The sequence below is a fragment of the Hanstruepera marina genome, from assembly GCF_019880635.1.
Classification (GTDB): domain Bacteria; phylum Bacteroidota; class Bacteroidia; order Flavobacteriales; family Flavobacteriaceae; genus Hanstruepera; species Hanstruepera marina.
This window is the reverse complement of record NZ_JAINVX010000005.1, coordinates 348,389-369,974: the sequence shown is the minus strand read 5'-3', so window position 1 is coordinate 369,974 and position 21,586 is coordinate 348,389. Positions and strand designations below refer to the sequence as shown.

The window sequence follows — 21,586 nt, the reverse complement described above, 5'->3', positions numbered from 1 at the left end:
TATTACTTTTTTTTGGTTGTTTTTTTCTTGACTGCTTTCTTCTTTGGTGCGTTTTTTTCAATTATGGCTTTAGCCTCTTCTAGTGTCATATCAGACACATCTACTGTTTTCGGTAACTCAACTTTTGTTTTCCCTTTAATAACATTATGTCTTCCCCAACGCGCCTTTTCTACACGAATACCTTCATCTTCCCAACTGTGAATGAGTTTATCTTTTTCTTTTTGAATTTTATCCTCAATCAGAGTTACAATATCATCTTCGCTTAAATTATCCCAATCATATTTTTTGTTCACATTTATAAACATGTTGTTCCATTTAATAAATGGACCGAAACGCCCCTTACCTTTTTGCACAGGTAAATCTTGATATACATATATAGGTGCATCGGCTTTTTTCTTTGCTTCAATTAATTGAATAGCATCATCAAGTTCAACACTCAAAGCATCCATACCTGCAGGTAATGAGACAAATTGTTTCCCAAATTTTACATACGGTCCAAATCGACCATTGTTAACCTGTACCTCTTCCCCTTCATAAGTTCCTAGATCTTTAGGCAATTTAAACAAATCCATAGCCTCGTCATAGGTAATGGTGTTTAATTGTTGGTCTGGAGACAAACTTGCAAACAATGGTTTCTCTTCTTCTTCGGCTGTTCCAATTTGAACCATTGGCCCAAACTTACCTAAACGCACACTAACCTGACGACCTGTTTTTGGATCTGTGCCTAAAACGCGCTCTCCAGACTCCCTATCTGCATTCTCTTGAACATCTTCAACAACAGGATGAAAATTTTTATAGAAGTCTTTCATCATTTTAGACCAATCAACCTTGCCTTCGGCAATATCATCAAAATCTTCTTCAACTTTTGCCGTAAAATTATAATCCAAAATCTGCTGAAAATGATTTACCAAGAAATCTGTTACAATCATTCCAATATCAGTTGGTACCAATTTCCCTTTGTCAGAACCTACTTTTTCGGTCAATAGCTTATCCTTAACAATACCTTTTTCAAGGGTTAATTGCGAGTAGTTTCTTTCTACTCCTTCAACAGTTCCTTTTTCAACATAGTTTCTATTTTGAATGGTTGAAATAGTTGGCGCGTAAGTTGATGGTCGACCTATACCAAGCTCTTCCAACTTCTTAACCAACGAAGCTTCTGTATATCTAGCCGGAGGTCTCGTATAACGCTCGGTTGCTGTAATATAAGTATTGAGAAGCATTTCGTTAATCTTCATAGCAGGCAACATACCATCTTGCTCTGTATCTTCATCGTCAGTACCTTCAAGATAGACTTTTAAAAAGCCTTCAAACTTAATCACCTCTCCATTTGCAGTAAACGTTTCATTATGTGTTGAAGCTCCTATCTTAACATTTGTACGCTCCAATTGCGCATCGCTCATTTGTGATGCGATAGCTCGTTTCCAAATTAAATCGTATAACCTAGACTGATCTCTTTCAACATTCACAGATTGCGCTGAAAAATTAGTTGGTCTAATAGCCTCATGTGCTTCTTGGGCTCCTTTTGCTTTGCCTTTATAATTTCGCGGCTTACTAAATTCAGAACCATAAGTGTTTTTTATTTCTTCTTCAGCTCCTTTTCTAGCTTCATCAGATAAGTTCACACTATCAGTTCTCATATAAGTTATTAAACCAGCTTCATACAACCGCTGGGCGTTAGACATGGTTCTACTTACTGAAAATCCTAATTTTCTGGCCGCTTCCTGTTGCAACGTTGACGTCGTAAATGGTGCTGCCGGCGATTTTTTGGCAGGCTTTTTTTGCAAATCGTCTACTTTAAAAGTCGCATTAATGTTAGCCTCTAAAAACGTATTAGCCTCTTCTTTTGTAGCTATGTTTTTTGGTAATTTAGCTCTAAAGGATTGCCCTTCTTCATTTGAAAATTCCGCATCAATTCTGTAAGATGCTTCTGGAGTAAAATCTTGAATTTCGCGTTCGCGTTCTACAATTAATCTTACTGAAACCGATTGTACACGACCAGCCGAAAGACCTCCTTTAACCTTTCGCCATAAAACAGGAGATAATTCATAGCCTACTATTCTATCTAATACACGACGTGCCTGTTGTGCATCAACCAAATCGTAATCAATTCCTCTTGGATTTTCAATAGCTTTTTGAATGGCCGATTTAGTAATCTCGTGAAAAACAATACGCTTGGTTTTACTTTTATCTAAATCCAACGATTCTGCTAAATGCCAAGCAATAGCCTCTCCCTCCCGGTCCTCATCACTAGCTAACCAAACCATCTCAGCTTTTTTGGCTAAATCTTTCAGTTTTTTTACAACAGCTTTCTTGTCTTTCGAAACTTCATATTTTGGTTTAAAATCGCCATCAACATCTACGCCCAACTCCTTGGAAGGCAAATCGGCTATGTGCCCAAAACTAGATTCAACTTTAAAATCCTTTCCTAAAAATTTTTCTATTGTTTTGGCCTTGGCAGGTGACTCAACAATTACTAAATTCTTTGCCATGTATCATTTTTTAAGGCTACAAATGTATATGAAAAAAACGGTATGTTCCTAATTTTAAAATTCTCAAGATTCAGAATTAGTGTTCAACCGAACAAAAAAACCTGTGAATTTCAAGTTGTGAAAACACAGGTTTATTGGTCTAAAAATTTTTGTTTGCAGGTTACTCCACTATATGATTTACTGTTTCCTCATCTTTAAAACCCACAACATTCTTATACACTAAATATGTTGGATGGTAAACAAAAGCAGCTGTAAAAAACACGCCTATACCACAAAGTATCATCCCAACTATTTGAGCCAATAACGACGAAACTATAAGCAGCCCAAAAACCAACCACCATTTTTTGTTTCCTAAAGCAAAGCTACCTTTTATAATGTCTCCAACTGTTAAATCAGGATTATAAGCAAAAAACATTGTAAAGAAAGACATGGGCACCATCACATAAATTAAAGGCAAGAAACATAATAATGTAGCAAGAGTCGAAATAAAAACCGAGGCTAACATTAGCACAAATAATTTACCCAAATATTTTCCTTTTATAAAATAAAAAAAGTCAGAAGTCAAAACATCTTCATCATGGTCTAACCGTTTCATAATTCTGAAAAAACCAGCTTGCAAAGCAATGGTTACAACGCTCAATACCAGAGCACCTATAATTATTAAAATGATAAACAAAACTGAAAAGCCAGCAAAAACCGCATTATAGGCATCAGGATCTACTTGACCACTTTCAACTTGTGCTATATAAACTCCAATTAAGGGCACATACACAATAAGTATAAGAGGCAACATAATAATCATTGAAAATATTTGTAATAAAAACCCTTGTATCCAAGTTTTTTTAAACAGATCAATTGAATCGCTAAAAATATTCCCAAAGTCTAAACTTGGTGCAGATTCTATACGTTCTAAAATTCGAGTTAGTGAAGTCATTTTGTGTGATTTTTGTTAGTGTTATTACTCAAAGTAAATACATATTAACAGTATAAACAAAAATATTTTTACCGTATGACACTTTGTCATTATCATGAAAATAATTGTAACTTTGCAAGCGCCTGTAATTACAGGCATGAATATTGACTATTTATTATTTGAAATTTAAGATTCCCTGATTTGGGAAATTGATTATGGAGAAGATTATAGACGAATCTATACAAGGACAAAGCCTTAATTTAGAAGCCAAAAAAAATAACGCACGCAAACTTTTTATTGAAAGTTACGGTTGCCAAATGAATTTTAGCGATAGTGAAATTGTGGCTTCAATTCTTTCCAACGAAGGATTTAATACCACTCAAAATCTTGAAGATGCCGATTTGGTATTGGTTAACACCTGCTCTATTCGGGATAAAGCTGAACAAACCGTGCGTAAGCGTTTGGAGAAATACAATGCCGTAAAGAAAATAAATCCTAAAATGAAAGTTGGTGTTTTGGGCTGTATGGCTGAACGCCTAAAAAGTAAATTTTTAGAAGAAGAGAAAATAGTCGATTTGGTAGTTGGTCCAGATGCCTATAAAGATTTACCTAATTTATTATCTGAAGTTGAAGATGGTCGTGATGCCATTAACGTCATCCTTTCAAAAGAGGAAACTTATGGCGATATATCACCTGTACGTTTAAACACCAATGGTGTTACGGCATTTGTATCCATCACTCGTGGCTGTGACAACATGTGTACATTTTGTGTTGTGCCATTTACTCGTGGCCGCGAACGTAGTCGCGACCCTCAAAGTATTATAGAGGAAGTCAACGATTTATGGAACAAAGGCTATAAAGAAGTTACGCTTTTAGGTCAAAATGTAGATAGCTACTTGTGGTATGGTGGCGGATTGAAAAAAGATTTCGACAAAGCCAGTGATCTTCAAAAAGCTACTGCTGTAAATTTTGCAAAACTATTGGATATGTGTGCACAGGCACAGCCAAAAATGCGCTTTCGTTTTTCAACATCTAATCCGCAGGATATGACATTGGATGTTATAGAAACTATGGCAAAGCATCGAAATATCTGTAATTACATCCACCTACCAGTTCAAAGTGGTAGTAATCGTATATTAAAAGCTATGAACCGTCAGCACACACGTGAAGAATATTTTAAGTTGATTGACGATATAAGAGCCATTATTCCTGATATTGCCTTAAGCCAAGATATGATTGCCGGTTTCCCTACCGAAACAGAAGAAGACCATCAGGACACATTAAGCCTAATGGAGTATGTAAAATATGATTTTGGTTTTATGTTTGCATATTCTGAACGCCCAGGAACATTAGCCGAACGTAAACTAGATGATGATATTCCTGAACCAGTTAAAAAAAGACGCTTGCAGGAAATTATAGATTTACAGCGTAAGCATGGTCATTATAGAACGCAACAACATTTAGGTAAAGTAGAAGAAGTATTGATTGAAAAAGAATCTAAACGTTCAAACACGCATTGGTCAGGTAGAAACACGCAAAACACGGTTGTAGTTTTTCCAAAGGAAAATTATAACGTAGGTGATTTTGTGAATGTAAAAATTACAGATTGTACGACTGCTACACTTATTGGTGAAGCTGTTGGGCTTTCTGAAAATAATTAAACTATGGAATCTGTTCAAGCTATAAAACAACGTTTTGGTATTATTGGTAACGATCCCAGTTTAAATCGTGCTATAGAAAAAGCTATCCAAGTGGCTCCAACTGATATTTCGGTACTAGTCACTGGAGAATCTGGTGTTGGTAAAGAAAGTATCCCTAAAATAATACATCAATTATCGCACAGAAAACATGGTAAATATATTGCCGTTAACTGTGGTGCTATTCCAGAAGGGACTATTGACAGTGAATTATTTGGACATGAAAAGGGTGCTTTTACAGGAGCTACCCAAACCCGATCGGGTTATTTTGAGGTAGCTGATGGTGGCACTATTTTTCTTGATGAAGTAGGCGAATTACCATTAACTACACAAGTTCGTTTGTTACGTGTACTGGAGAATGGTGAGTTTATAAAAGTAGGTTCCAGCAAAGTTCAAAAAACCAACGTACGTATTGTGGCAGCAACAAACGTCAACATGTTTGAAGCCATTAAGAAAGAAAAATTTCGAGAGGATTTATATTACAGGTTGAGTACTGTAGAAATACACTTACCTGCACTTCGTGAGCGTAAAGATGATATCCATTTATTATTCAGAAAATTTGCAAGTGACTTTGCATTAAAATATAAAATGCCGACTATCAAATTATCTGATGATGCTGTAAATTTGTTATTGAAGTATCGTTGGAGCGGTAACATCCGTCAATTGCGAAATGTTGCTGAACAAATTTCTGTTTTAGAGCAAAATAGAATCATTAGTGCTTCAACACTTCAAAGCTATTTACCCAATTCAGGAAGCAATTTACCAGCAGTTATAAACAACTCCAAGTCTGAAAGCGATTTTAGTAACGAACGTGAAATACTGTACAAGGTACTTTTTGATATGAAAAGTGATCTTAACGATTTAAAAAAATTAACCTTGGAACTTATGAAAAGCGGAAATGCTTCAGAAGTTCAAAAACAAAACGAGGGCCTTATTCAAAAAATATATGGTGATGACGATAGTACAACCGAAGAAGATGTTGAAGAATTAGAAGTGCTTTCTATTCCTGAAAAGTCATCAGAAACCCAATATTCAAGTACACCAGAAGACACTCAAGATAAATATCACTTTGCTGAAGAAATTGAAGAAGAAGAAACCTTATCTTTACACGATAAGGAACTGGAACTTATAAAAAAATCGCTTGAAAGACATAACGGTAAGCGTAAATTAGCCGCTCAAGAATTAGGCATTAGCGAGCGCACCTTATATAGAAAGATTAAACAATTTGACCTATAAAATACATGAGATTTTTAAAATATATCGTATTACTAGTTATCGTTGTTTCCATTAATGGTTGTGCCGGAGGATATTCATTTACAGGAGCCTCCATATCATCAGATGTAAAATCATTTCAAGTTAATTTCTTCCAGAACAATGCCCTTTTGGTAGAACCTGGGTTAGATCGTGATTTTACAAATTCATTAATCGATTTACTTTTAAATCAAACCAACTTAGATTTAGTAAAAAGTAATGGGCATTTAATTTACGAAGGCGAAATTACCGAATACCGTATCTCCCCTACTACTGCAACTGCAGAAATTACTGCTGCCCAAAACCGATTGACCATGACTGTTAATGTTCGATTCTTCAACATGAAAAATGAAGAAGACAATTTTGAACAGCGTTTTTCATTTTTTTATGATTATCCAGCAAGCGCGCAATTAACAGGAGCTGTTAGAGCAGCCGCCTACGAAGAAATTTTTGAGCGCCTAACACAAGACATTTTTAATGCTTCATTAGCTAAATGGTAAAAAATGACTGCTACTCTGTTTTCTGAAATAATTCAAGACCCTCAAAAAATAACTTCTGAATATACAGATGAACTTTCAGATATCATTAGTCAGTTTCCTTATTTTCAATCAGCTCGAGCAATTTATTTAAAAGCCTTAAAAAACAAACAGAGCGTTAAATATAACCAAGAGTTAAAAACAACTGCTGCCTATACCACAGACCGTAGTATTTTATTTGATTTTATAACTTCAGAAGAATTCATTCAAAACGAAATTTCCCAATTCATTAAACAGAATACCGAAAACGTTCGTGATTTAGATGTAACTATTGAAGATATTTCAGTTAACAAAAGTGTCCAAATTGACGACGCTCTTAAGGAGCAGATTAAAGACACCCAAAATGTTCTCGATCCAGAATTATTTCAGCCTAAAGTAGAACGTACAAAAATTGCCAACTTCAAACTGGACACCGAAGCTAAAATTGAGGAATCATCAGAATCAGAAAAGACTGAGGCAAATATTCCGGAAGTCGTTTTAAACTTGGGAGCGCCTTTGCAATTTAGCCATGACGAAAAGCACTCTTTTAATGAATGGTTAAAACTTACAAGTTTTAAACCTATTGACAGGGAAATCCAAAAAGAACCTGAAGAAAAAGCTCATATTAAAGTTACAGAAGTAAACCTAGCTTCTAATTCACGTGATAAAAAATTTGAATTAATTGATAGTTTTTTAAAGAAAACACCAAAATTAAAACCCACAAAAACGGCTGCTAAAAATATCAATCTAGCCGAAGAGCAAATGATACAGCCAGAAGCTTTAATGACTGAAACTTTGGCACGAATTTATGTGGAGCAAAAGAACTATAAAAAAGCCATTCAATCTTATAAAATTTTAAGTTTGAAATATCCAGAAAAAAGTGGTTTCTTTGCAGACCAAATTAAAGCAGTAGAACAATTACAAGAACAAAATAATATAGAATAATGAGTACGTTTACAATATTTTTAGCCTTAATAGTTGTTGTAGCATTTTTATTAGTTGTAGTAATCATGGTACAAAATCCAAAAGGTGGTGGATTATCGTCTTCATTTGGAGGTGGTGGCACACAACAATTAGGAGGTGTAAAAAAGACTACAGACTTTTTAGACAAAAGTACTTGGACATTAGCAACACTTATGCTAGTCTTAATTTTACTTTCTAACGTTGCTATCAACAGAGGTTCTGGCGATGCCGAATCTAAAGCCATTGATGACGTTAATACAGAACAACCTGTAGTTCCTGCCACTACACCTGACCAAACCGACAATGGTGGTGTAGCAAATGATTCTGCACAATAATTTTAACGAGAAAAACATTTTAAAAGCCAACTTAAAAGTTGGCTTTTTTTATACTATAAAACTAGTGATGAAAATTTGTCAGTATGAGTCTATTGGCACATTTTTGGCTTATTCATTAATCATTAAAACAAGTTTAATTAATCAAAATAATATAAAAATGGCATTAAACATTAAACCATTAGCAGATAGAGTTCTTATAGAACCTGTTGAAGCTGAAACTAAAACAGCATCAGGTATTATAATTCCTGACAACGCCAAAGAAAAACCACAACAAGGGAATGTTATGGCTGTTGGAAAAGGAACAAAAGACGAACCAATGACTGTGAAAGTTGGCGATAAAGTTCTTTACGGAAAATATGCTGGAACCGAATTAAAGCTAGACGGAAAAGACTATTTAATCATGCGAGAGAGCGATATTCTTGCAATTGTTTAATCATTATTAAAAAACTAAAAAAATGGCAAAAGACATAAAATTTGATATTGACGCACGCGACGGATTAAAACGTGGTGTAGATGCATTGGCAGACGCCGTAAAGGTGACGTTAGGTCCAAAGGGTAGAAACGTAATTATTAGTAAAAGCTTCGGAGCACCTCAAGTAACTAAAGATGGTGTTACTGTTGCAAAAGAAGTAGAGTTAGAAGACGAGCTTGAAAACATGGGTGCTCAAATGGTAAAAGAAGTAGCCTCTAAAACTAACGATTTAGCAGGTGACGGTACAACTACAGCAACCGTTCTTGCTCAAGCTATCGTTAAAGAAGGTTTACGCAATGTTGCCGCTGGTGCTAACCCAATGGATTTAAAGCGTGGTATAGACAAAGCCGTTGAAGCTATTACTAATGATCTTGAAAAGCAGTCAAAACAAGTCGGTAATTCTTCTGAAAAGATAAAGCAGGTTGCCTCTATTTCTGCAAATAACGATGATACTATTGGTGATTTAATTGCAAAAGCTTTTGGTAAAGTTGGAAAAGAAGGTGTTATTACTGTTGAAGAAGCTAAAGGAACTGATACTTATGTTGATGTTGTAGAAGGTATGCAGTTTGATAGAGGGTATTTATCGCCATACTTTGTAACTGATGCTGATAAAATGATTGCCGATTTAGAAAATCCTTACATTTTATTATTCGACAAAAAAATATCTAACTTACAAGAAATCCTTCCAATATTAGAACCAGTTGCTCAATCTGGCCGTCCATTATTAATCATCGCTGAGGATGTTGAAGGACAAGCATTAGCTACTTTAGTAGTAAACAAACTACGTGGCGGGTTAAAAATAGCTGCAGTAAAAGCACCTGGATTTGGTGATAGACGTAAAGCAATGCTTGAAGATATTGCTATCTTAACAGGTGGTGTTGTAATTTCTGAAGAAAGAGGATTCTCTCTAGAAAATGCTGATTTAAGTATGTTAGGTACTGCTGAAACAGTAACTATTGACAAAGACAACACGACTATTGTAAATGGTTCAGGTAAAGCTGCTGACATCAAAGCTAGAGTGAATCAAATTAAAGCTCAAATTGAAACGACAACTTCAGATTACGATAAAGAAAAACTACAAGAGCGTTTAGCTAAATTAGCAGGTGGTGTTGCTGTATTATATGTTGGCGCAGCGAGTGAAGTGGAAATGAAAGAAAAGAAAGACCGAGTAGATGATGCATTACATGCTACAAGAGCAGCTGTAGAAGAAGGTATTGTTGCTGGTGGTGGTGTTGCATTGGTAAGAGCTAAAAAAGTCCTTGAAAAAATTACCACTGAAAATCTTGATGAAGTTACTGGTATTCAAATTGTAGCACGTGCTATTGAAGCACCGTTAAGAACAATTGTCTCTAATGCAGGTGGCGAAGGTAGTGTTGTAATTTCCAAAGTAATGGAAGGCAAAAAAGATTTTGGTTTCGATGCTAAAACTGAAACTTATGTAGATATGCTTAAAGCTGGAATTATCGATCCTAAAAAAGTTACACGTGTAGCTCTAGAGAATGCGGCTTCTGTTGCAGGTATGATCCTTACCACAGAATGTGCGTTAGTTGACATTAAAGAAGACACTCCTGCAATGCCTCCTATGGGTGGTGGCGGAATGCCAGGCATGATGTAAAATCATATTAAATACAAATAATTTAAAAACGCTTCAAGAATAATCTTTGGAGCGTTTTTTATTCTATATTTATTCCCCAATAAGTCACAAACAAATGAAGATTAACCACTTTTGTCTATTTATTTTATTACTTACTTTTAGCCTTACAAATGCCCAAAATGATTCTATAAAAAGTATTGAGGAACAATACATTGATTACTTTAGTTTAAATCATGAAACGATTTACACTCAACTTAATAAAACTAAATTTTTCACAGCAGAAGATTTATGGTTTAAAACATATGTATATTATACCAAAACTCAAAAACCATATCGTAGAACCACTAATATTTATGCTAGTATTTTTGATTCCAAAGGCAATTTAATTGAGAAAAAGTTACTCTTTGCAAAAAACGGTATGACCTCTGGAAACTTTGATTTAAAACCTGATTATCCGCCAGGAACTTACTATTTAAAAGTATCCACCAACTGGATGCGTAATTTTAAAGAAGATCATTACAGTCTTGATAAATTTCAAATAGTTGGTGCTAATTCTGAAGAAAACATATCAAAGAACACTTTAGAAAAGGAATTCGATTTTCAGGTTTTACCAGAAGGCGGACATGCCTTAAACCATGTAATTAATAATTTTGGATATAAAATTATTGACAAAAAAGGCGAAAGTGTAAAAATAGACTCTGGCTATGTAATTGATAGTCAAAACAACAAAATAACCACTTTTAAGAGTAACGATTTCGGAATGGGACAATTTAGCCTATTGATTGATGAAAAAGAGCATTATACAGCGGTCGCTATATTAAAAGATGGAAAAACAGTTCGAAAGCCCTTACCATTGGCAAAACCAATTGGAGTCGTTATGAATGTATTTAATAATACTGAAAAAAGTGATATCGCAGTTGCAATTAAAACCAATAAAGCGTCCTTGCCAAAATTAGTAGATAAATCATACTTCTTACTTGTTCACAGAGATGGTTTAGTCTATAAAATAAATGTAAAATTTGAACCAAATAAGCACACTTACTTACTTAAAATCCCCAAAGCCAATTTATATTCTGGCATCAATATTATCACCCTATTTAACGATAGCAATCAACCTATATCTGAACGTTTGACCTATAACTATACCGACAAATCGGTTAAAAACATTTTGCTTTTGGGCTTCACCAAAGAGGAAGACTCAACTATAGTAAGGTTTGGATTTAATGGTAAAAAGGATTCCATTTCCCAAAACATGAGTGTATCTGTTTTGCCAGCAATCACAAAATCTTATAACCAAGATAAAACAATACTTTCAAAATTTCTATTAAGCCCCTATGTTAAAGGTCATATTGAAAATCCCAATTACTATTTTAATAGTGAAAGCCCAAAAGCAGCTTATGATTTAGATGTTCTTTTAATTACTCAAGGATGGAGCAAATATTCTTGGAGTAATATTTTCAATTCTCCGCCAAAATCTTATTTCCCTTTTGAATTTGGTATAACCATTAATGGTACCATTTCAGATAAAAATGATTTATCCCAAGGCGAAATTATGCTTGTTTCTGGACTTAATGAAATTTTCTTACGTTCCGATATAAAACCTGGCAATAAATTTACTTTTGAAAAACTATATTTATCTGATGATTCCAGAGTGTTTTTTAGCCTAAAAGATAAAAGCGGTAGAGTTACCACTCCAAAGGTTTATTTCAATGCTTTCCCTAATTTAATTAAAGAGTCCATTAGGACGGAAACTGACACAATGCAAGAAGATAAGTTAAACCTTCAAATTAGAATGGATGAGTTTATCTATGATAATGTAACTATACTGGACACTGTAGATCTAAAACATTCCCGAGACACCTTAAGACATACTTCAAGATACACTAATAGGTATGAATCGGCTTTACGAGTAGGAAGCTCTGACTATCGCAATATTTATGCTAGAAGCAATAGAAATTATGACATTCGAATTTTTGAAGGACAATACGGCAGATATGCTGGTAGCGGTAGGTACTCCAACAACATCTATGGCCAAGGTGGCTATTTTGGAACGCGTGACGTTGCTCCGGGAGATTTTAATCAAATATTTACCCAACACAACCCCATGATTCGTAGTAATCTAGCTAGTCAAACTCACTCTACCATTTTTAACGCTGTATCTGCCCCTAATTTTGATTACCAAGATTATCAAAAAAAGGCGATGATTGAAATAAAAAACTCTATGATTGAATTTGGCTTTTCTAGACCTGAAACTTATTACACCCCTTTTTACAACAAATCACAACGAGATACTTTTGCAGCATATGGAGTATTACATTGGATACCCAATGTAACTTCAAATTCTAATGGTATATTTAGTTTTAAGATTCCTAACTATTTTTATGGAAGTATTAATTTACATATAAATGGTATGGGAAATGATGGTAGTTTATTTTCAAAAGTTGAGACCATTGATTTAAAGTAATTTTTCTATTTCTAAAAACATTTAAGTCTATAGGTATAAAAACAAAAAACACGGTTTAGAACCGTGTTTTTTGTTTTATTTAGATAGGTGTTATTACTTTATATGCAACGAATTCCACATTAAGTTAATCATTTCTACACCCTCAGGGTCTATTTCGTCATTCATATTCATAGTCATAATTAATATCCCCTCATCCTTACCTCCAAGAGCAGTAATTTCATAAGTTTCAATCTCACCTTTATACTCCAAAACAGATTTTAAAATCTCTAACTTTTGTCCAGACACTAAAGCCCGTTCGTAATCTTGACGCTCCATGGTGTAACCATAACTAATACTTTCTTTGGTCACTTCATTAAGCATCATTTCTTGCAACATTGTAGGATCAAACGCCTCATACTTCTGAATTAAAACACCTGACCCAGAAGCTGTCATGATCATGATTTGCTCTATCCCTTCTTCCAATACCGTTTTTGAAATACTGTAATCTTTTATATACTTAAAATTATAAAAGGAATCTTCATAAACCAATGTATCTTTCTCTCGAACGGAAATTGTTATTGCTTTACCATTAACTTTAAATTCGTTGCTCTCATCTAGAGCAATTTCATGAGACTCGTCTCCAATGGTTAGGATAAAATCTTTCTGACTAAAACTCACCAAAGTTATTAGGAAACATGCTAGACATATTAAATTTTTCATAAAATAGGTTTACTGGTTAATGAAACGAAAATAACCAATTGAAACAATTAACACTTAAATAAGTTGTTATTTTTTATGATCATCTTGAACCTCTTCATCTCTATACCTACAACAGTCATGAACAGAATTATAGGCTTCATCTGTTGCTTTTAATTCTTTAGTATCATGACCTACGGCAACAATGTTTTCTGTTATTGTTTTCAGATTTGTTTTGCGCTCATCATAAATTAATTTTAATTCATGAGTTTCAACATTCCATACGGCAGATTTTACGCCTTTTGTTTTAATACATGCTTTTTCAATTCGTTCTTTACACATATTACAAACACCATCAACTTCCATACTAGCCTTTGCATTTTTGTTTTGCGCGAAGCTTAATGCGCCAAAAAACACGAACAATACAACTATTAATTTTTTCATCTTTTTATTTTTTAAGTTTTTAATTTATTTTAAATCGTAATCCAGCATAATACATACTTCCAAAAACTGGACCATACACAAAGGTTGTATCAAAATTTGATTCAAATGGATTATCTGCAGACATTACTGGATTATTCTGTCTAACATTAGTAATATTCTCACCTCCTAAATATACTTCAAATTTAGGAGAAAACACTTTGGTTATTTGCGCATTCAACGTAGCAACAGTTGGCGAATATTCTGGCAACTGATATTGCTGGGGGTTATTAGCCGTTGATGAAAAACGTTGCTTGCTTAACCAATTAAAAGTAGCATCAAATTTCCAGTGGCCAGACCCGACTTCCTTTAAGTGGGTTTCATAGGCTGCATTAGCAAAAAAGCGATGCTTTGGGGTTAAAGGATTTTCCAACTGTCCTGACAGATATTCTGTCTGTACATTATAGTATTTATAGGCTAATCGCAAATCAAACCGTTCGAAAACATTATAGTTAACTTCGGTTTGAAAACTATTAGCGAAGCTTTTCCCTTGAAGGTTATAAAAGTTTACTTCTAATGGGTTTTCATAATCAACTACTATTTGATTTGTAAAATCGGTTCTATAAAAGTCTAATGTTACATCACCCTTCCGATTAAACAAGTTAAACCCTTGTAAAAACGAAACTCCATAGTTCCAAGCTATTTCTGGATCTAAACCATAAATATCTCCTCCAGAGCTTAAAATATTAATCTGTCTAGAAGTTGAAAATAGTTTTTGATTTTCTGCAAAAATATTAGCACTTCGTTTACCTCTTCCTATAGATGCTCTAAAAGCTGATTTTTCCCAAGGGGTATATCTTAAATGCAATCTGGGAGTTACAAAAAAACCGAGTAAATTATGTTGATCCACCCTAACTCCTGCGGTCAAGTTTAACTTATCTAAATTATCATAATTGTACTCAAAAAAACCACCTATTGAGGTCTCCGTGCGTTCATAATCTGCTGTATTAACCAACTCATCATAATGGTCGTAAGTATAACTTACGCCTGTTTTTATTTTATGACGCGAATCGCTAATAATTGAATTATACACTACATTAGTATACAAGCTGTTGTGCCTAATATCGTATATATTAAAGCCAAAATACGAATCTTGTTTATGGCTACTAAAAGCGGTTTGAACGCCCAAACTTTGATAAGGTATTTCTGGGTTTACATAACCAAATTTAGCAGACAACTCGTAGCGCTTGGTATTTATTTCACTTCCCCAGGAGTTTGTTGTAAACTTATCGGTATCAGGATTATAATCCACTTGACCCGCCAACTTGTTATCTGACAGGTATTTTAAGTTTATAAAACTGACCAAACCCTTTTCTGGATTAGTATATTGCCAACGGTTCATAACATTTACTTGATCGTACAAAGGCATATCCATAAAACCATCGTTATTAACATCGTGTCGCTTGTTATGATAATTTCCATGCAGGTACAAACCTGTACTCCACTTATCACTAACTTTAGTATTAAAATGTGTGTTTAATTCCACACGCTGGCTACTTGCGCCATATAAGTTTACAAACAGTTTATCATCGGTTAAAGGTTTAACCAATTCGGTATTTATTTGTCCAGCAATACTTTCAAAACCATTTACAACACTACCAGAGCCTTTGGTTATTTGAATACTCTCTACCCAGGTTCCTGGTATAAAACTCAATCCAAAAGCTTGCGAAGCTCCTCTAATAGATGGAATATTTTCAGTTGTAATTAAAATATACGGACTCGTCAACCCCAACATTTTAATTTGTCGGGTTCCTGTTAAGGCATCAGCAAAATTAACATCAATTGAAGGGTTGGTTTCAAAGCTTTCTGACAAGTTACAGCAAGCAGCCTTCAATAACTCATCACTGCTAACCATTATTACATTCTGCGCTTGCAAATACGATTTTGCCGTTGCTTGCTTTCTAGAAGTCACAACCACTTCATCTAAATTACTTGTGGGTTCTAAAAAGTGTTCAATTGATTTAGCTGAACTTATAGTTAAGGTATCGGTTTTATAACCAACATAGCTAATTATCAATTTTTTATATTCCGAACTATACGGAACAGTGAATTTCCCGTTAAAATCAGTAACATCACCCACTTCGGAATTTAACCAATATACATTTGCGCCTGGTAATGGAATTGTTTGATTTGAATCGTTTTTGTCAAAAACGGTTCCTTGCAATTCTTCTTGAGAAAAAAGCATTCCAGGTAACATAATTATCAATAACAAAAACGTCCTCATGAGTAGTAGGTTTTAAATATCATTATAATCGCCATAACTATCATGACAGTATTCTCTATAAATGTGGCCTTGGTCATCGGAAGTTTTAAAGCAGTTCCCAAACATGCGCATTGAATACTCTTTTTATCCAATAATGTTTTTGTTACACCAATAGTTGTAATTCCCAAAATCACCAATGTGATTACTAATGCCAAAAGAATTTGAAAACGCATGAAAAACATCAACCCTAGCACTACCTCCACAAAAGGATATATCCAACCATAAGCGGGAAATATTTTAGCCAACGGATCATACATTTTAAATGATTCTGGGAAACCCTTTAAATCCAATAGCTTAAAAAAGCTAAAAACAATATAGAACAAGCCCATAAAATCGAGCATAAAATTGCTCCAATCCATTGGATTATTATTTAGCAGAAATGATGCAATAATGATGTAGCCAAAAATTAAAAACAAAGGAAATAATTGTTTTAACTCCGATTCTTCTTCTTGATTTACAGTAGATGCAAATACATTTATCTCCTGTTTCTCTGAAATTTGATATTTGTCAGATAAAGCCTCTTGCAAGGTTTTAGTTGCTATGTGTTGAGACATGGTAATTATAGCTTCGCTATTTTCTAAATTCACCTTAACAGTGTCAATATTGGCAACATGTTGTAGAGCACTTTCAACTTTTACTCTACAGTTATTACAGGTCATACCTGTAACCGTATATATATGTGTCATTTTTATTTGATTTTATTGATTGAACAATTAGTTATTCTATCCGTTTTCACGAAAATTGTTCAAAAAATCAAATTAAGAAGGCTTGGTCACGAACCTGTATGTCGTAAACCAAGTTGGGAGGGGAATAGTCTTGGTGAGAAATTTCCCTTTCCTGTAAATCCTCAAAAAGGTTTAAATAAGAATATGAAAAAGTTGTAAGAAAAACCTGTTGTTCAAACTCAAGATCATCGAAGGTCTTTACTGTAAGCTCATCCTGTCCCTGAACTACATCAATCGTGTCTTTACAACAACTTTTTTTAGTTATTGAAGATTGCTCCATTTCATAAGCTTCCATAGCGCATTTTTGGACTTCTGCAAACAAAGAAACATCTACCAAAACATCACCACAATAGTGTTTTTCAACAGTAAAAGAAACCGTTGAAAACAACACTAAAAGTGCCATGCCTACCGAAAATACTCTATGAACTATGTCTTTCATTATATTGCAAATTTACAAAAAATCGCACACTTGGGGATAATTTAAAATACTATTAACACTTAAGCTCGTTGCTGGTGATAGTAAAATGCTGGAATAAGGAGCAGTAATATAACAGGTTGAATTAGGAATCTACGCGTATTAAAAAATAAATAATAGTCAGATTGTTTAGGGTTAATTACAAAATACAAAAACAAAGTTATAAGGGTGACATAAGCTATTACATAAATAAGGGTTGCAAATTTTAGCACTCCTAAATCCTTAAACAAAACAAACAAAATACCGAGCGAAATTATAGTATTCATAACATAGCGTAACGTTGTAAATAATGTTAGTTTAAATACTTCCTGTCTAGGTGAATCTATATACAAATAGTCATTTTTAAAAAACGCCAAATATGGGTCGTAGAATAATTGCTCCTCAAATACACGTATTAAGATCAACAGTCCAAAGAGCAAGACTAAACTTATATATTTGAGAGCTTTAGTCATTAACCTTTTTTATATTAGAAAAACGATTGACCCAAAATACCCATAATAAACAAACCATTCCATAAATAATTCCAGGAAAAATAACCGTGTGCAAAATGTCTTTTCGCCATGGGTAATGATATAAGCCAATAGACAAGATTACCACTCGAAATAAATTAGCAATGTAAATCAATACACTTCCTGCAAAAATATATAAAACCGTAACTTTAAAATGACCAGAAAAAGCAATAACAAATGAAACAAACAAAATTATAACACTTACCGAGTTACATCCTTCTATGACACGCGCAACATATTTTTCATTAATAATCAACTTAATTGAGGCTTCATTTGGATGTGGAATTACCTGCGCCCTATAATCCAAATCATGCAATAAATCTGCACTCTGTTGAGCAACAATATATGTCATATAATCTGGGTAATATTTTTCACCAGTTGATAACTGCAAATAGAATTTATAAGTAATAGTGAGTACAGAATACACCAATAAAAAACTGAAAATAAATTTTATGACCGACTTATATTTGCTAATTAGTTTTTTCAAAAAAAATACACCTAAAATTGTAGTTAAATTTATATAAAATTAACCTATGTATTCGTGCTTTTTAAATACTTTTGTTTAAACTTTTAAACAATGACGCTCCAAGAACTAAAACCTTTAGTTACAGAAATTACAACAGATAGTTCACTATCTGTTAATGATAGACTTTTAGCTGTATGCCAACTTCTTGAAAAAGAGGTGCCATATTATAATTGGGTAGGGTTTTATTTTAAAAACGGAGATAAAAACGAGCTAAAACTTGGACCATATATTGGCGAGCCCACAGACCATACAATCATTCCATTTGGCAAAGGCATTTGCGGGCAAGTTGCTGTCAGCAATCAGAACTTTGTAGTTCCAGATGTATCAGCTCAAGACAATTACATTGCATGTAGCATTACTGTAAAAGCAGAAATTGTTGTCCCAATTTTTGTTAACGGACTAAACATTGGGCAAATAGATATCGACTCAAACACACCAGATCCTTTTACAGAAGCTGACGAGCGCTTTTTGGAATTTGTTTGTAAAAAGGTCTCCTCGATTTTATAGTTGTTAATAACTTCCACTTTAAGTTAAAAAAATCGAGCATTTGCTTTGTTTTTAAGCTTCAATTTTTGATTGAATTACCTACTTTTGCATCCATATAACAACACATCAAAAATGAGCAACAACAAAACCATTAAATCAGCCTTAATTTCAGTTTTTAGTAAAGACGGATTAGAGCCAATTGTTAAAACATTACACCAACAAAATGTCACTATTTATTCAACAGGTGGAACAGAAAGGTTTATAAAAGATCTTGGTATTCCAGTTGTACCAGTTGAAGACGTTACATCCTACCCTTCTATTTTAGGTGGCCGTGTTAAAACCTTACATCCAAAAGTATTTGGAGGTATTTTAAATCGCCAAAACAATGAGAGTGATGTGGCTGAATTAGCAGATTTTGATATTCCGCAAATTGATTTAGTAATTGTTGATTTATACCCTTTTGAAAAAACTGTTGCTTCTGGAGCAAGCAATCAGGACATTATTGAAAAAATTGATATAGGTGGTATTTCATTAATTCGAGCTGCAGCTAAAAATTATGCTGATGTTGTATGCGTATCTTCAGTAGAAGATTACAGCGAATTTTTAGAACTATTAGAAACTAAAAACGGAGAGACTTCTGAAGAAGACCGCAAGCGTTTTGCAGCCAAGTCTTTTAATGTATCTTCACATTACGACTCTGCTATTTTTAATTATTTCAACAGTAATCACGATATAGCCAGTTTAAAAATAAGCGAACAAAAAGGTCAGGTTTTACGATATGGTGAAAACCCACACCAACGTGGTTTTTTCTTTGGTGATTTTGATGCCATGTTTACCAAACTTCATGGTAAAGAATTAAGCTACAATAACCTACTTGACGTTGACGCAGCAGTTAATTTAATGTTAGAATTTAAAGGTGAAGCGCCAACTTTTGCTATTTTAAAGCATAACAATGCTTGTGGTTTTGCTCAACGCGACTCTATTTCCAAGGCTTATGTTGATGCATTGGCTGGCGACCCTGTTTCAGCATTTGGCGGTATTTTAATTGCCAACACTGAAATTGACGAAACAACAGCCAGTGAAATCCATAAACTCTTCTGCGAAGTTGTTATTGCACCATCTTTTTCTGATGAAGCATTAGAGATTTTAAAAGGGAAAAAGAATCGAATTCTTTTGGTTTTAAAAGATATCGAACTCCCACAGACTACAGTTAGAACCTGCCTTAATGGTGTTTTAGTTCAAGATAGAGACAATAAAACGGACAGTATTGAAAATTTATCTCATGCCACAAACAATAAACCAACAGAAAGTGAGTTAGAAGATTTGATTTTTGCATCCAAAATTTGCAAGCACACCAAATCTAACACCATAGTATTGACAAAAAACAAACAATTATGCGCAAGCGGAACTGGTCAAACCAGCCGCGTTGACGCACTTAACCAAGCCATTCACAAAGCGCAATCTTTTAATTTTGACTTAAAAGGAGCTGTTATGGCCAGCGATGCGTTTTTTCCATTTCCAGATTGTGTTGAGATTGCCAACAATGCAGGAATTAAAGCTGTAATCCAACCAGGCGGCTCTATAAAAGACCAATTGAGTATTGATTATTGCAATGATAATAACATGGCTATGGTATTTACAGGAACACGTCATTTTAAACATTAATTTTATTACATTTACGAGATAGACTTAATTAACCTCAAAAATTTACTTAAAGCCCATGGGATTTTTTGACTTCTTAACCGAAGAAATTGCAATCGATTTAGGAACCGCCAATACACTTATCATCCACAATGATAAGGTGGTTGTAGATAGCCCCTCTATTGTTGCCAGAGATCGAATTTCAGGAAAAATTATTGCAGTTGGTAAAGAAGCCAGCATGATGCAGGGAAAAACTCATGAAAACATTAAAACCATTAGGCCATTAAAAGATGGTGTAATTGCTGATTTTGATGCCAGTGAGCAAATGATAAGTATGTTTATTAAAAACATTCCTGCACTTAAAAAGAAGTTATTCCCACCATCACTACGAATGGTAATCTGTATTCCTTCTGGTATTACCGAAGTAGAAATGCGAGCGGTTAAAGAAAGTGCCGAGCGTGTTAACGGTAAAGAGGTTTACTTAATTCACGAGCCTATGGCTGCTGCCATTGGTATTGGTGTAGACATCATGCAACCTAAAGGAAACATGATTGTTGATATAGGTGGAGGAACTACGGAAATTGCCGTTATTGCTCTTGGCGGCATCGTCTGTGATAAGTCGGTAAAAATTGCTGGTGATGTGTTTACAAACGATATCATATACTATATGCGTACGCAACACAATTTATATGTTGGTGAGCGTACTGCCGAAAAAATAAAAATCCAAATTGGTGCGGCAACTGAAGATTTAGAATTGCCACCAGAAGACATGAGCGTTCAAGGTCGTGATCTGTTAACTGGTAAACCTAAACAGGTTTCTATATCATACCGCGAAATTGCCAAAGCTTTAGATAAATCTATTTTACGTATTGAAGATGCTGTCATGGAAACTTTATCGCAAACACCTCCTGAATTAGCTGCTGATATTTATAATACAGGTATTTATTTAGCTGGAGGCGGATCTATGCTTCGTGGGCTTGATAAACGATTATCTCAAAAAACGGATTTACCTGTTTATATTGCTGAAGACCCTTTACGGGCAGTAGTTCGCGGAACGGGAATTACACTTAAAAACTTATCTAAATACAAAAGCGTATTGATAAAATAGCATTT

Annotated in this window: 20 protein-coding genes; 11 read left to right on the top strand and 9 right to left on the bottom strand. The window is 34.2% G+C overall.

What is annotated here, in order from left to right; all coding sequences use genetic code 11:
* Positions 1-2: 2 nt before the first annotated feature.
* Both topA and K7G76_RS14115 read right to left on the bottom strand, forming a co-directional pair.
* Complete coding sequence (topA, locus tag K7G76_RS14120) at positions 3-2,489, bottom strand: type I DNA topoisomerase (protein WP_223034860.1); 2,487 nt, start codon at positions 2,487-2,489, stop codon at positions 3-5.
* A 160-nt stretch (positions 2,490-2,649) separates the two neighbouring features.
* Positions 2,650-3,423, bottom strand: coding sequence for a hypothetical protein (locus tag K7G76_RS14115; protein ID WP_223034859.1), 774 nt, complete (start codon positions 3,421-3,423; stop codon positions 2,650-2,652).
* A 194-nt stretch (positions 3,424-3,617) separates the two neighbouring features.
* On the opposite strand from K7G76_RS14115, the gene miaB reads away from it, so the two are divergent.
* The 8 genes from miaB to K7G76_RS14075 all read left to right on the top strand — a co-directional run bounded on the left by miaB (position 3,618) and on the right by K7G76_RS14075 (position 12,693).
* Complete coding sequence (gene miaB, locus K7G76_RS14110) at positions 3,618-5,063, top strand: tRNA (N6-isopentenyl adenosine(37)-C2)-methylthiotransferase MiaB (RefSeq protein WP_223034858.1); 1,446 nt, start codon at positions 3,618-3,620, stop codon at positions 5,061-5,063.
* A 3-nt stretch (positions 5,064-5,066) separates the two neighbouring features.
* Complete coding sequence (locus K7G76_RS14105) at positions 5,067-6,335, top strand: sigma-54 interaction domain-containing protein (RefSeq protein ID WP_223034857.1); 1,269 nt, start codon at positions 5,067-5,069, stop codon at positions 6,333-6,335.
* A gap of 5 nt (positions 6,336-6,340) precedes the next feature.
* Entirely contained in the window at positions 6,341-6,850 is a 510-nt protein-coding gene (locus tag K7G76_RS14100) for an LptE family protein (protein ID WP_223034856.1), read from the top strand.
* A 3-nt stretch (positions 6,851-6,853) separates the two neighbouring features.
* The gene (locus K7G76_RS14095; protein ID WP_223034855.1) at positions 6,854-7,810 is read left to right on the top strand and encodes a hypothetical protein; all 957 of its coding nucleotides are present in this window, start codon (positions 6,854-6,856) and stop codon (positions 7,808-7,810) included.
* Complete coding sequence (secG, locus tag K7G76_RS14090; protein ID WP_223034854.1) at positions 7,810-8,163, top strand: preprotein translocase subunit SecG; 354 nt, start codon at positions 7,810-7,812, stop codon at positions 8,161-8,163. The genes K7G76_RS14095 and secG overlap by 1 nt, the downstream gene beginning before the upstream one ends.
* Positions 8,164-8,320: 157 nt before the next feature.
* Entirely contained in the window at positions 8,321-8,596 is a 276-nt protein-coding gene (groES, locus tag K7G76_RS14085) for a co-chaperone GroES (RefSeq protein WP_223034853.1), read from the top strand.
* 22 nt (positions 8,597-8,618) lie between these two features.
* Positions 8,619-10,250, top strand: coding sequence for a chaperonin GroEL (groL, locus tag K7G76_RS14080; protein ID WP_223034852.1), 1,632 nt, complete (start codon positions 8,619-8,621; stop codon positions 10,248-10,250).
* 94 nt (positions 10,251-10,344) lie between these two features.
* Positions 10,345-12,693, top strand: a complete 2,349-nt coding sequence (locus K7G76_RS14075; protein WP_223034851.1) for a hypothetical protein — start codon at positions 10,345-10,347, stop codon at positions 12,691-12,693.
* A gap of 93 nt (positions 12,694-12,786) precedes the next feature.
* Here K7G76_RS14075 and K7G76_RS14070 read toward each other — a convergent pair whose 3' ends face one another.
* The 7 genes from K7G76_RS14070 to xrtF all read right to left on the bottom strand — a co-directional run bounded on the left by K7G76_RS14070 (position 12,787) and on the right by xrtF (position 18,307).
* A complete protein-coding gene (locus K7G76_RS14070; RefSeq protein WP_223034850.1) occupies positions 12,787-13,392 on the bottom strand; it encodes a hypothetical protein in 606 nt (201 codons plus the stop codon).
* A gap of 66 nt (positions 13,393-13,458) precedes the next feature.
* Positions 13,459-13,812 carry a heavy-metal-associated domain-containing protein gene (locus K7G76_RS14065; protein WP_223034849.1) on the bottom strand — a complete coding sequence of 118 codons (354 nt, stop codon included), beginning with the start codon at positions 13,810-13,812 and terminating at the stop codon, positions 13,459-13,461.
* A gap of 19 nt (positions 13,813-13,831) precedes the next feature.
* Positions 13,832-16,072 (bottom strand): TonB-dependent receptor, encoded by a 2,241-nt coding sequence (locus tag K7G76_RS14060; protein ID WP_223034848.1) that lies wholly within the window; start codon positions 16,070-16,072, stop codon positions 13,832-13,834.
* Positions 16,069-16,797, bottom strand: coding sequence for a heavy-metal-associated domain-containing protein (locus K7G76_RS14055; RefSeq protein WP_223034847.1), 729 nt, complete (start codon positions 16,795-16,797; stop codon positions 16,069-16,071). Before K7G76_RS14055 ends, K7G76_RS14060 begins: the two co-directional genes overlap by 4 nt.
* Positions 16,798-16,864: 67 nt before the next feature.
* Entirely contained in the window at positions 16,865-17,278 is a 414-nt protein-coding gene (locus K7G76_RS14050; protein WP_407928000.1) for an HYC_CC_PP family protein, read from the bottom strand.
* A 56-nt stretch (positions 17,279-17,334) separates the two neighbouring features.
* A complete protein-coding gene (locus K7G76_RS14045) occupies positions 17,335-17,763 on the bottom strand; it encodes an exosortase F system-associated membrane protein (protein ID WP_223034846.1) in 429 nt (142 codons plus the stop codon).
* On the bottom strand, positions 17,756-18,307 hold the full coding sequence (gene xrtF, locus K7G76_RS14040; protein WP_369412206.1) for an exosortase family protein XrtF: 552 nt from the start codon (positions 18,305-18,307) through the stop codon (positions 17,756-17,758). The genes K7G76_RS14045 and xrtF overlap by 8 nt, the downstream gene beginning before the upstream one ends.
* A 90-nt stretch (positions 18,308-18,397) precedes the next feature.
* Between xrtF and K7G76_RS14035 the strand changes: the two genes are divergently transcribed.
* From K7G76_RS14035 to K7G76_RS14025, 3 genes are all read left to right on the top strand, one after another.
* Complete coding sequence (locus tag K7G76_RS14035; RefSeq protein ID WP_223034845.1) at positions 18,398-18,853, top strand: GAF domain-containing protein; 456 nt, start codon at positions 18,398-18,400, stop codon at positions 18,851-18,853.
* Positions 18,854-18,964: 111 nt separating this feature from the next.
* On the top strand, positions 18,965-20,497 hold the full coding sequence (gene purH / locus K7G76_RS14030; protein ID WP_223034844.1) for a bifunctional phosphoribosylaminoimidazolecarboxamide formyltransferase/IMP cyclohydrolase: 1,533 nt from the start codon (positions 18,965-18,967) through the stop codon (positions 20,495-20,497).
* A 55-nt stretch (positions 20,498-20,552) separates the two neighbouring features.
* Positions 20,553-21,581 carry a rod shape-determining protein gene (locus K7G76_RS14025; RefSeq protein ID WP_223034843.1) on the top strand — a complete coding sequence of 343 codons (1,029 nt, stop codon included), beginning with the start codon at positions 20,553-20,555 and terminating at the stop codon, positions 21,579-21,581.
* Positions 21,582-21,586: the final 5 nt, after the last annotated feature.

Excerpts from the sequence above, each read along its gene's own strand:
- topA (WP_223034860.1), bottom strand. The coding sequence starts at position 2,489 with ATGGCAAAGAATTTAGTAATTGTTGAGTCACCTGCCAAGGCCAAAACA.
- K7G76_RS14115 (WP_223034859.1), bottom strand. The coding sequence starts at position 3,423 with ATGACTTCACTAACTCGAATTTTAGAACGTATAGAATCTGCACCAAGT.
- miaB (WP_223034858.1), top strand. The coding sequence starts at position 3,618 with ATGGAGAAGATTATAGACGAATCTATACAAGGACAAAGCCTTAATTTA.
- K7G76_RS14105 (WP_223034857.1), top strand. The coding sequence starts at position 5,067 with ATGGAATCTGTTCAAGCTATAAAACAACGTTTTGGTATTATTGGTAAC.
- K7G76_RS14100 (WP_223034856.1), top strand. The coding sequence starts at position 6,341 with ATGAGATTTTTAAAATATATCGTATTACTAGTTATCGTTGTTTCCATT.
- K7G76_RS14095 (WP_223034855.1), top strand. The coding sequence starts at position 6,854 with ATGACTGCTACTCTGTTTTCTGAAATAATTCAAGACCCTCAAAAAATA.
- secG (WP_223034854.1), top strand. The coding sequence starts at position 7,810 with ATGAGTACGTTTACAATATTTTTAGCCTTAATAGTTGTTGTAGCATTT.
- groES (WP_223034853.1), top strand. The coding sequence starts at position 8,321 with ATGGCATTAAACATTAAACCATTAGCAGATAGAGTTCTTATAGAACCT.
- groL (WP_223034852.1), top strand. The coding sequence starts at position 8,619 with ATGGCAAAAGACATAAAATTTGATATTGACGCACGCGACGGATTAAAA.
- K7G76_RS14075 (WP_223034851.1), top strand. The coding sequence starts at position 10,345 with ATGAAGATTAACCACTTTTGTCTATTTATTTTATTACTTACTTTTAGC.
- K7G76_RS14070 (WP_223034850.1), bottom strand. The coding sequence starts at position 13,392 with ATGAAAAATTTAATATGTCTAGCATGTTTCCTAATAACTTTGGTGAGT.
- K7G76_RS14065 (WP_223034849.1), bottom strand. The coding sequence starts at position 13,812 with ATGAAAAAATTAATAGTTGTATTGTTCGTGTTTTTTGGCGCATTAAGC.
- K7G76_RS14060 (WP_223034848.1), bottom strand. The coding sequence starts at position 16,072 with ATGAGGACGTTTTTGTTATTGATAATTATGTTACCTGGAATGCTTTTT.
- K7G76_RS14055 (WP_223034847.1), bottom strand. The coding sequence starts at position 16,797 with ATGACACATATATATACGGTTACAGGTATGACCTGTAATAACTGTAGA.
- K7G76_RS14045 (WP_223034846.1), bottom strand. The coding sequence starts at position 17,763 with ATGACTAAAGCTCTCAAATATATAAGTTTAGTCTTGCTCTTTGGACTG.
- K7G76_RS14035 (WP_223034845.1), top strand. The coding sequence starts at position 18,398 with ATGACGCTCCAAGAACTAAAACCTTTAGTTACAGAAATTACAACAGAT.
- purH (WP_223034844.1), top strand. The coding sequence starts at position 18,965 with ATGAGCAACAACAAAACCATTAAATCAGCCTTAATTTCAGTTTTTAGT.
- K7G76_RS14025 (WP_223034843.1), top strand. The coding sequence starts at position 20,553 with ATGGGATTTTTTGACTTCTTAACCGAAGAAATTGCAATCGATTTAGGA.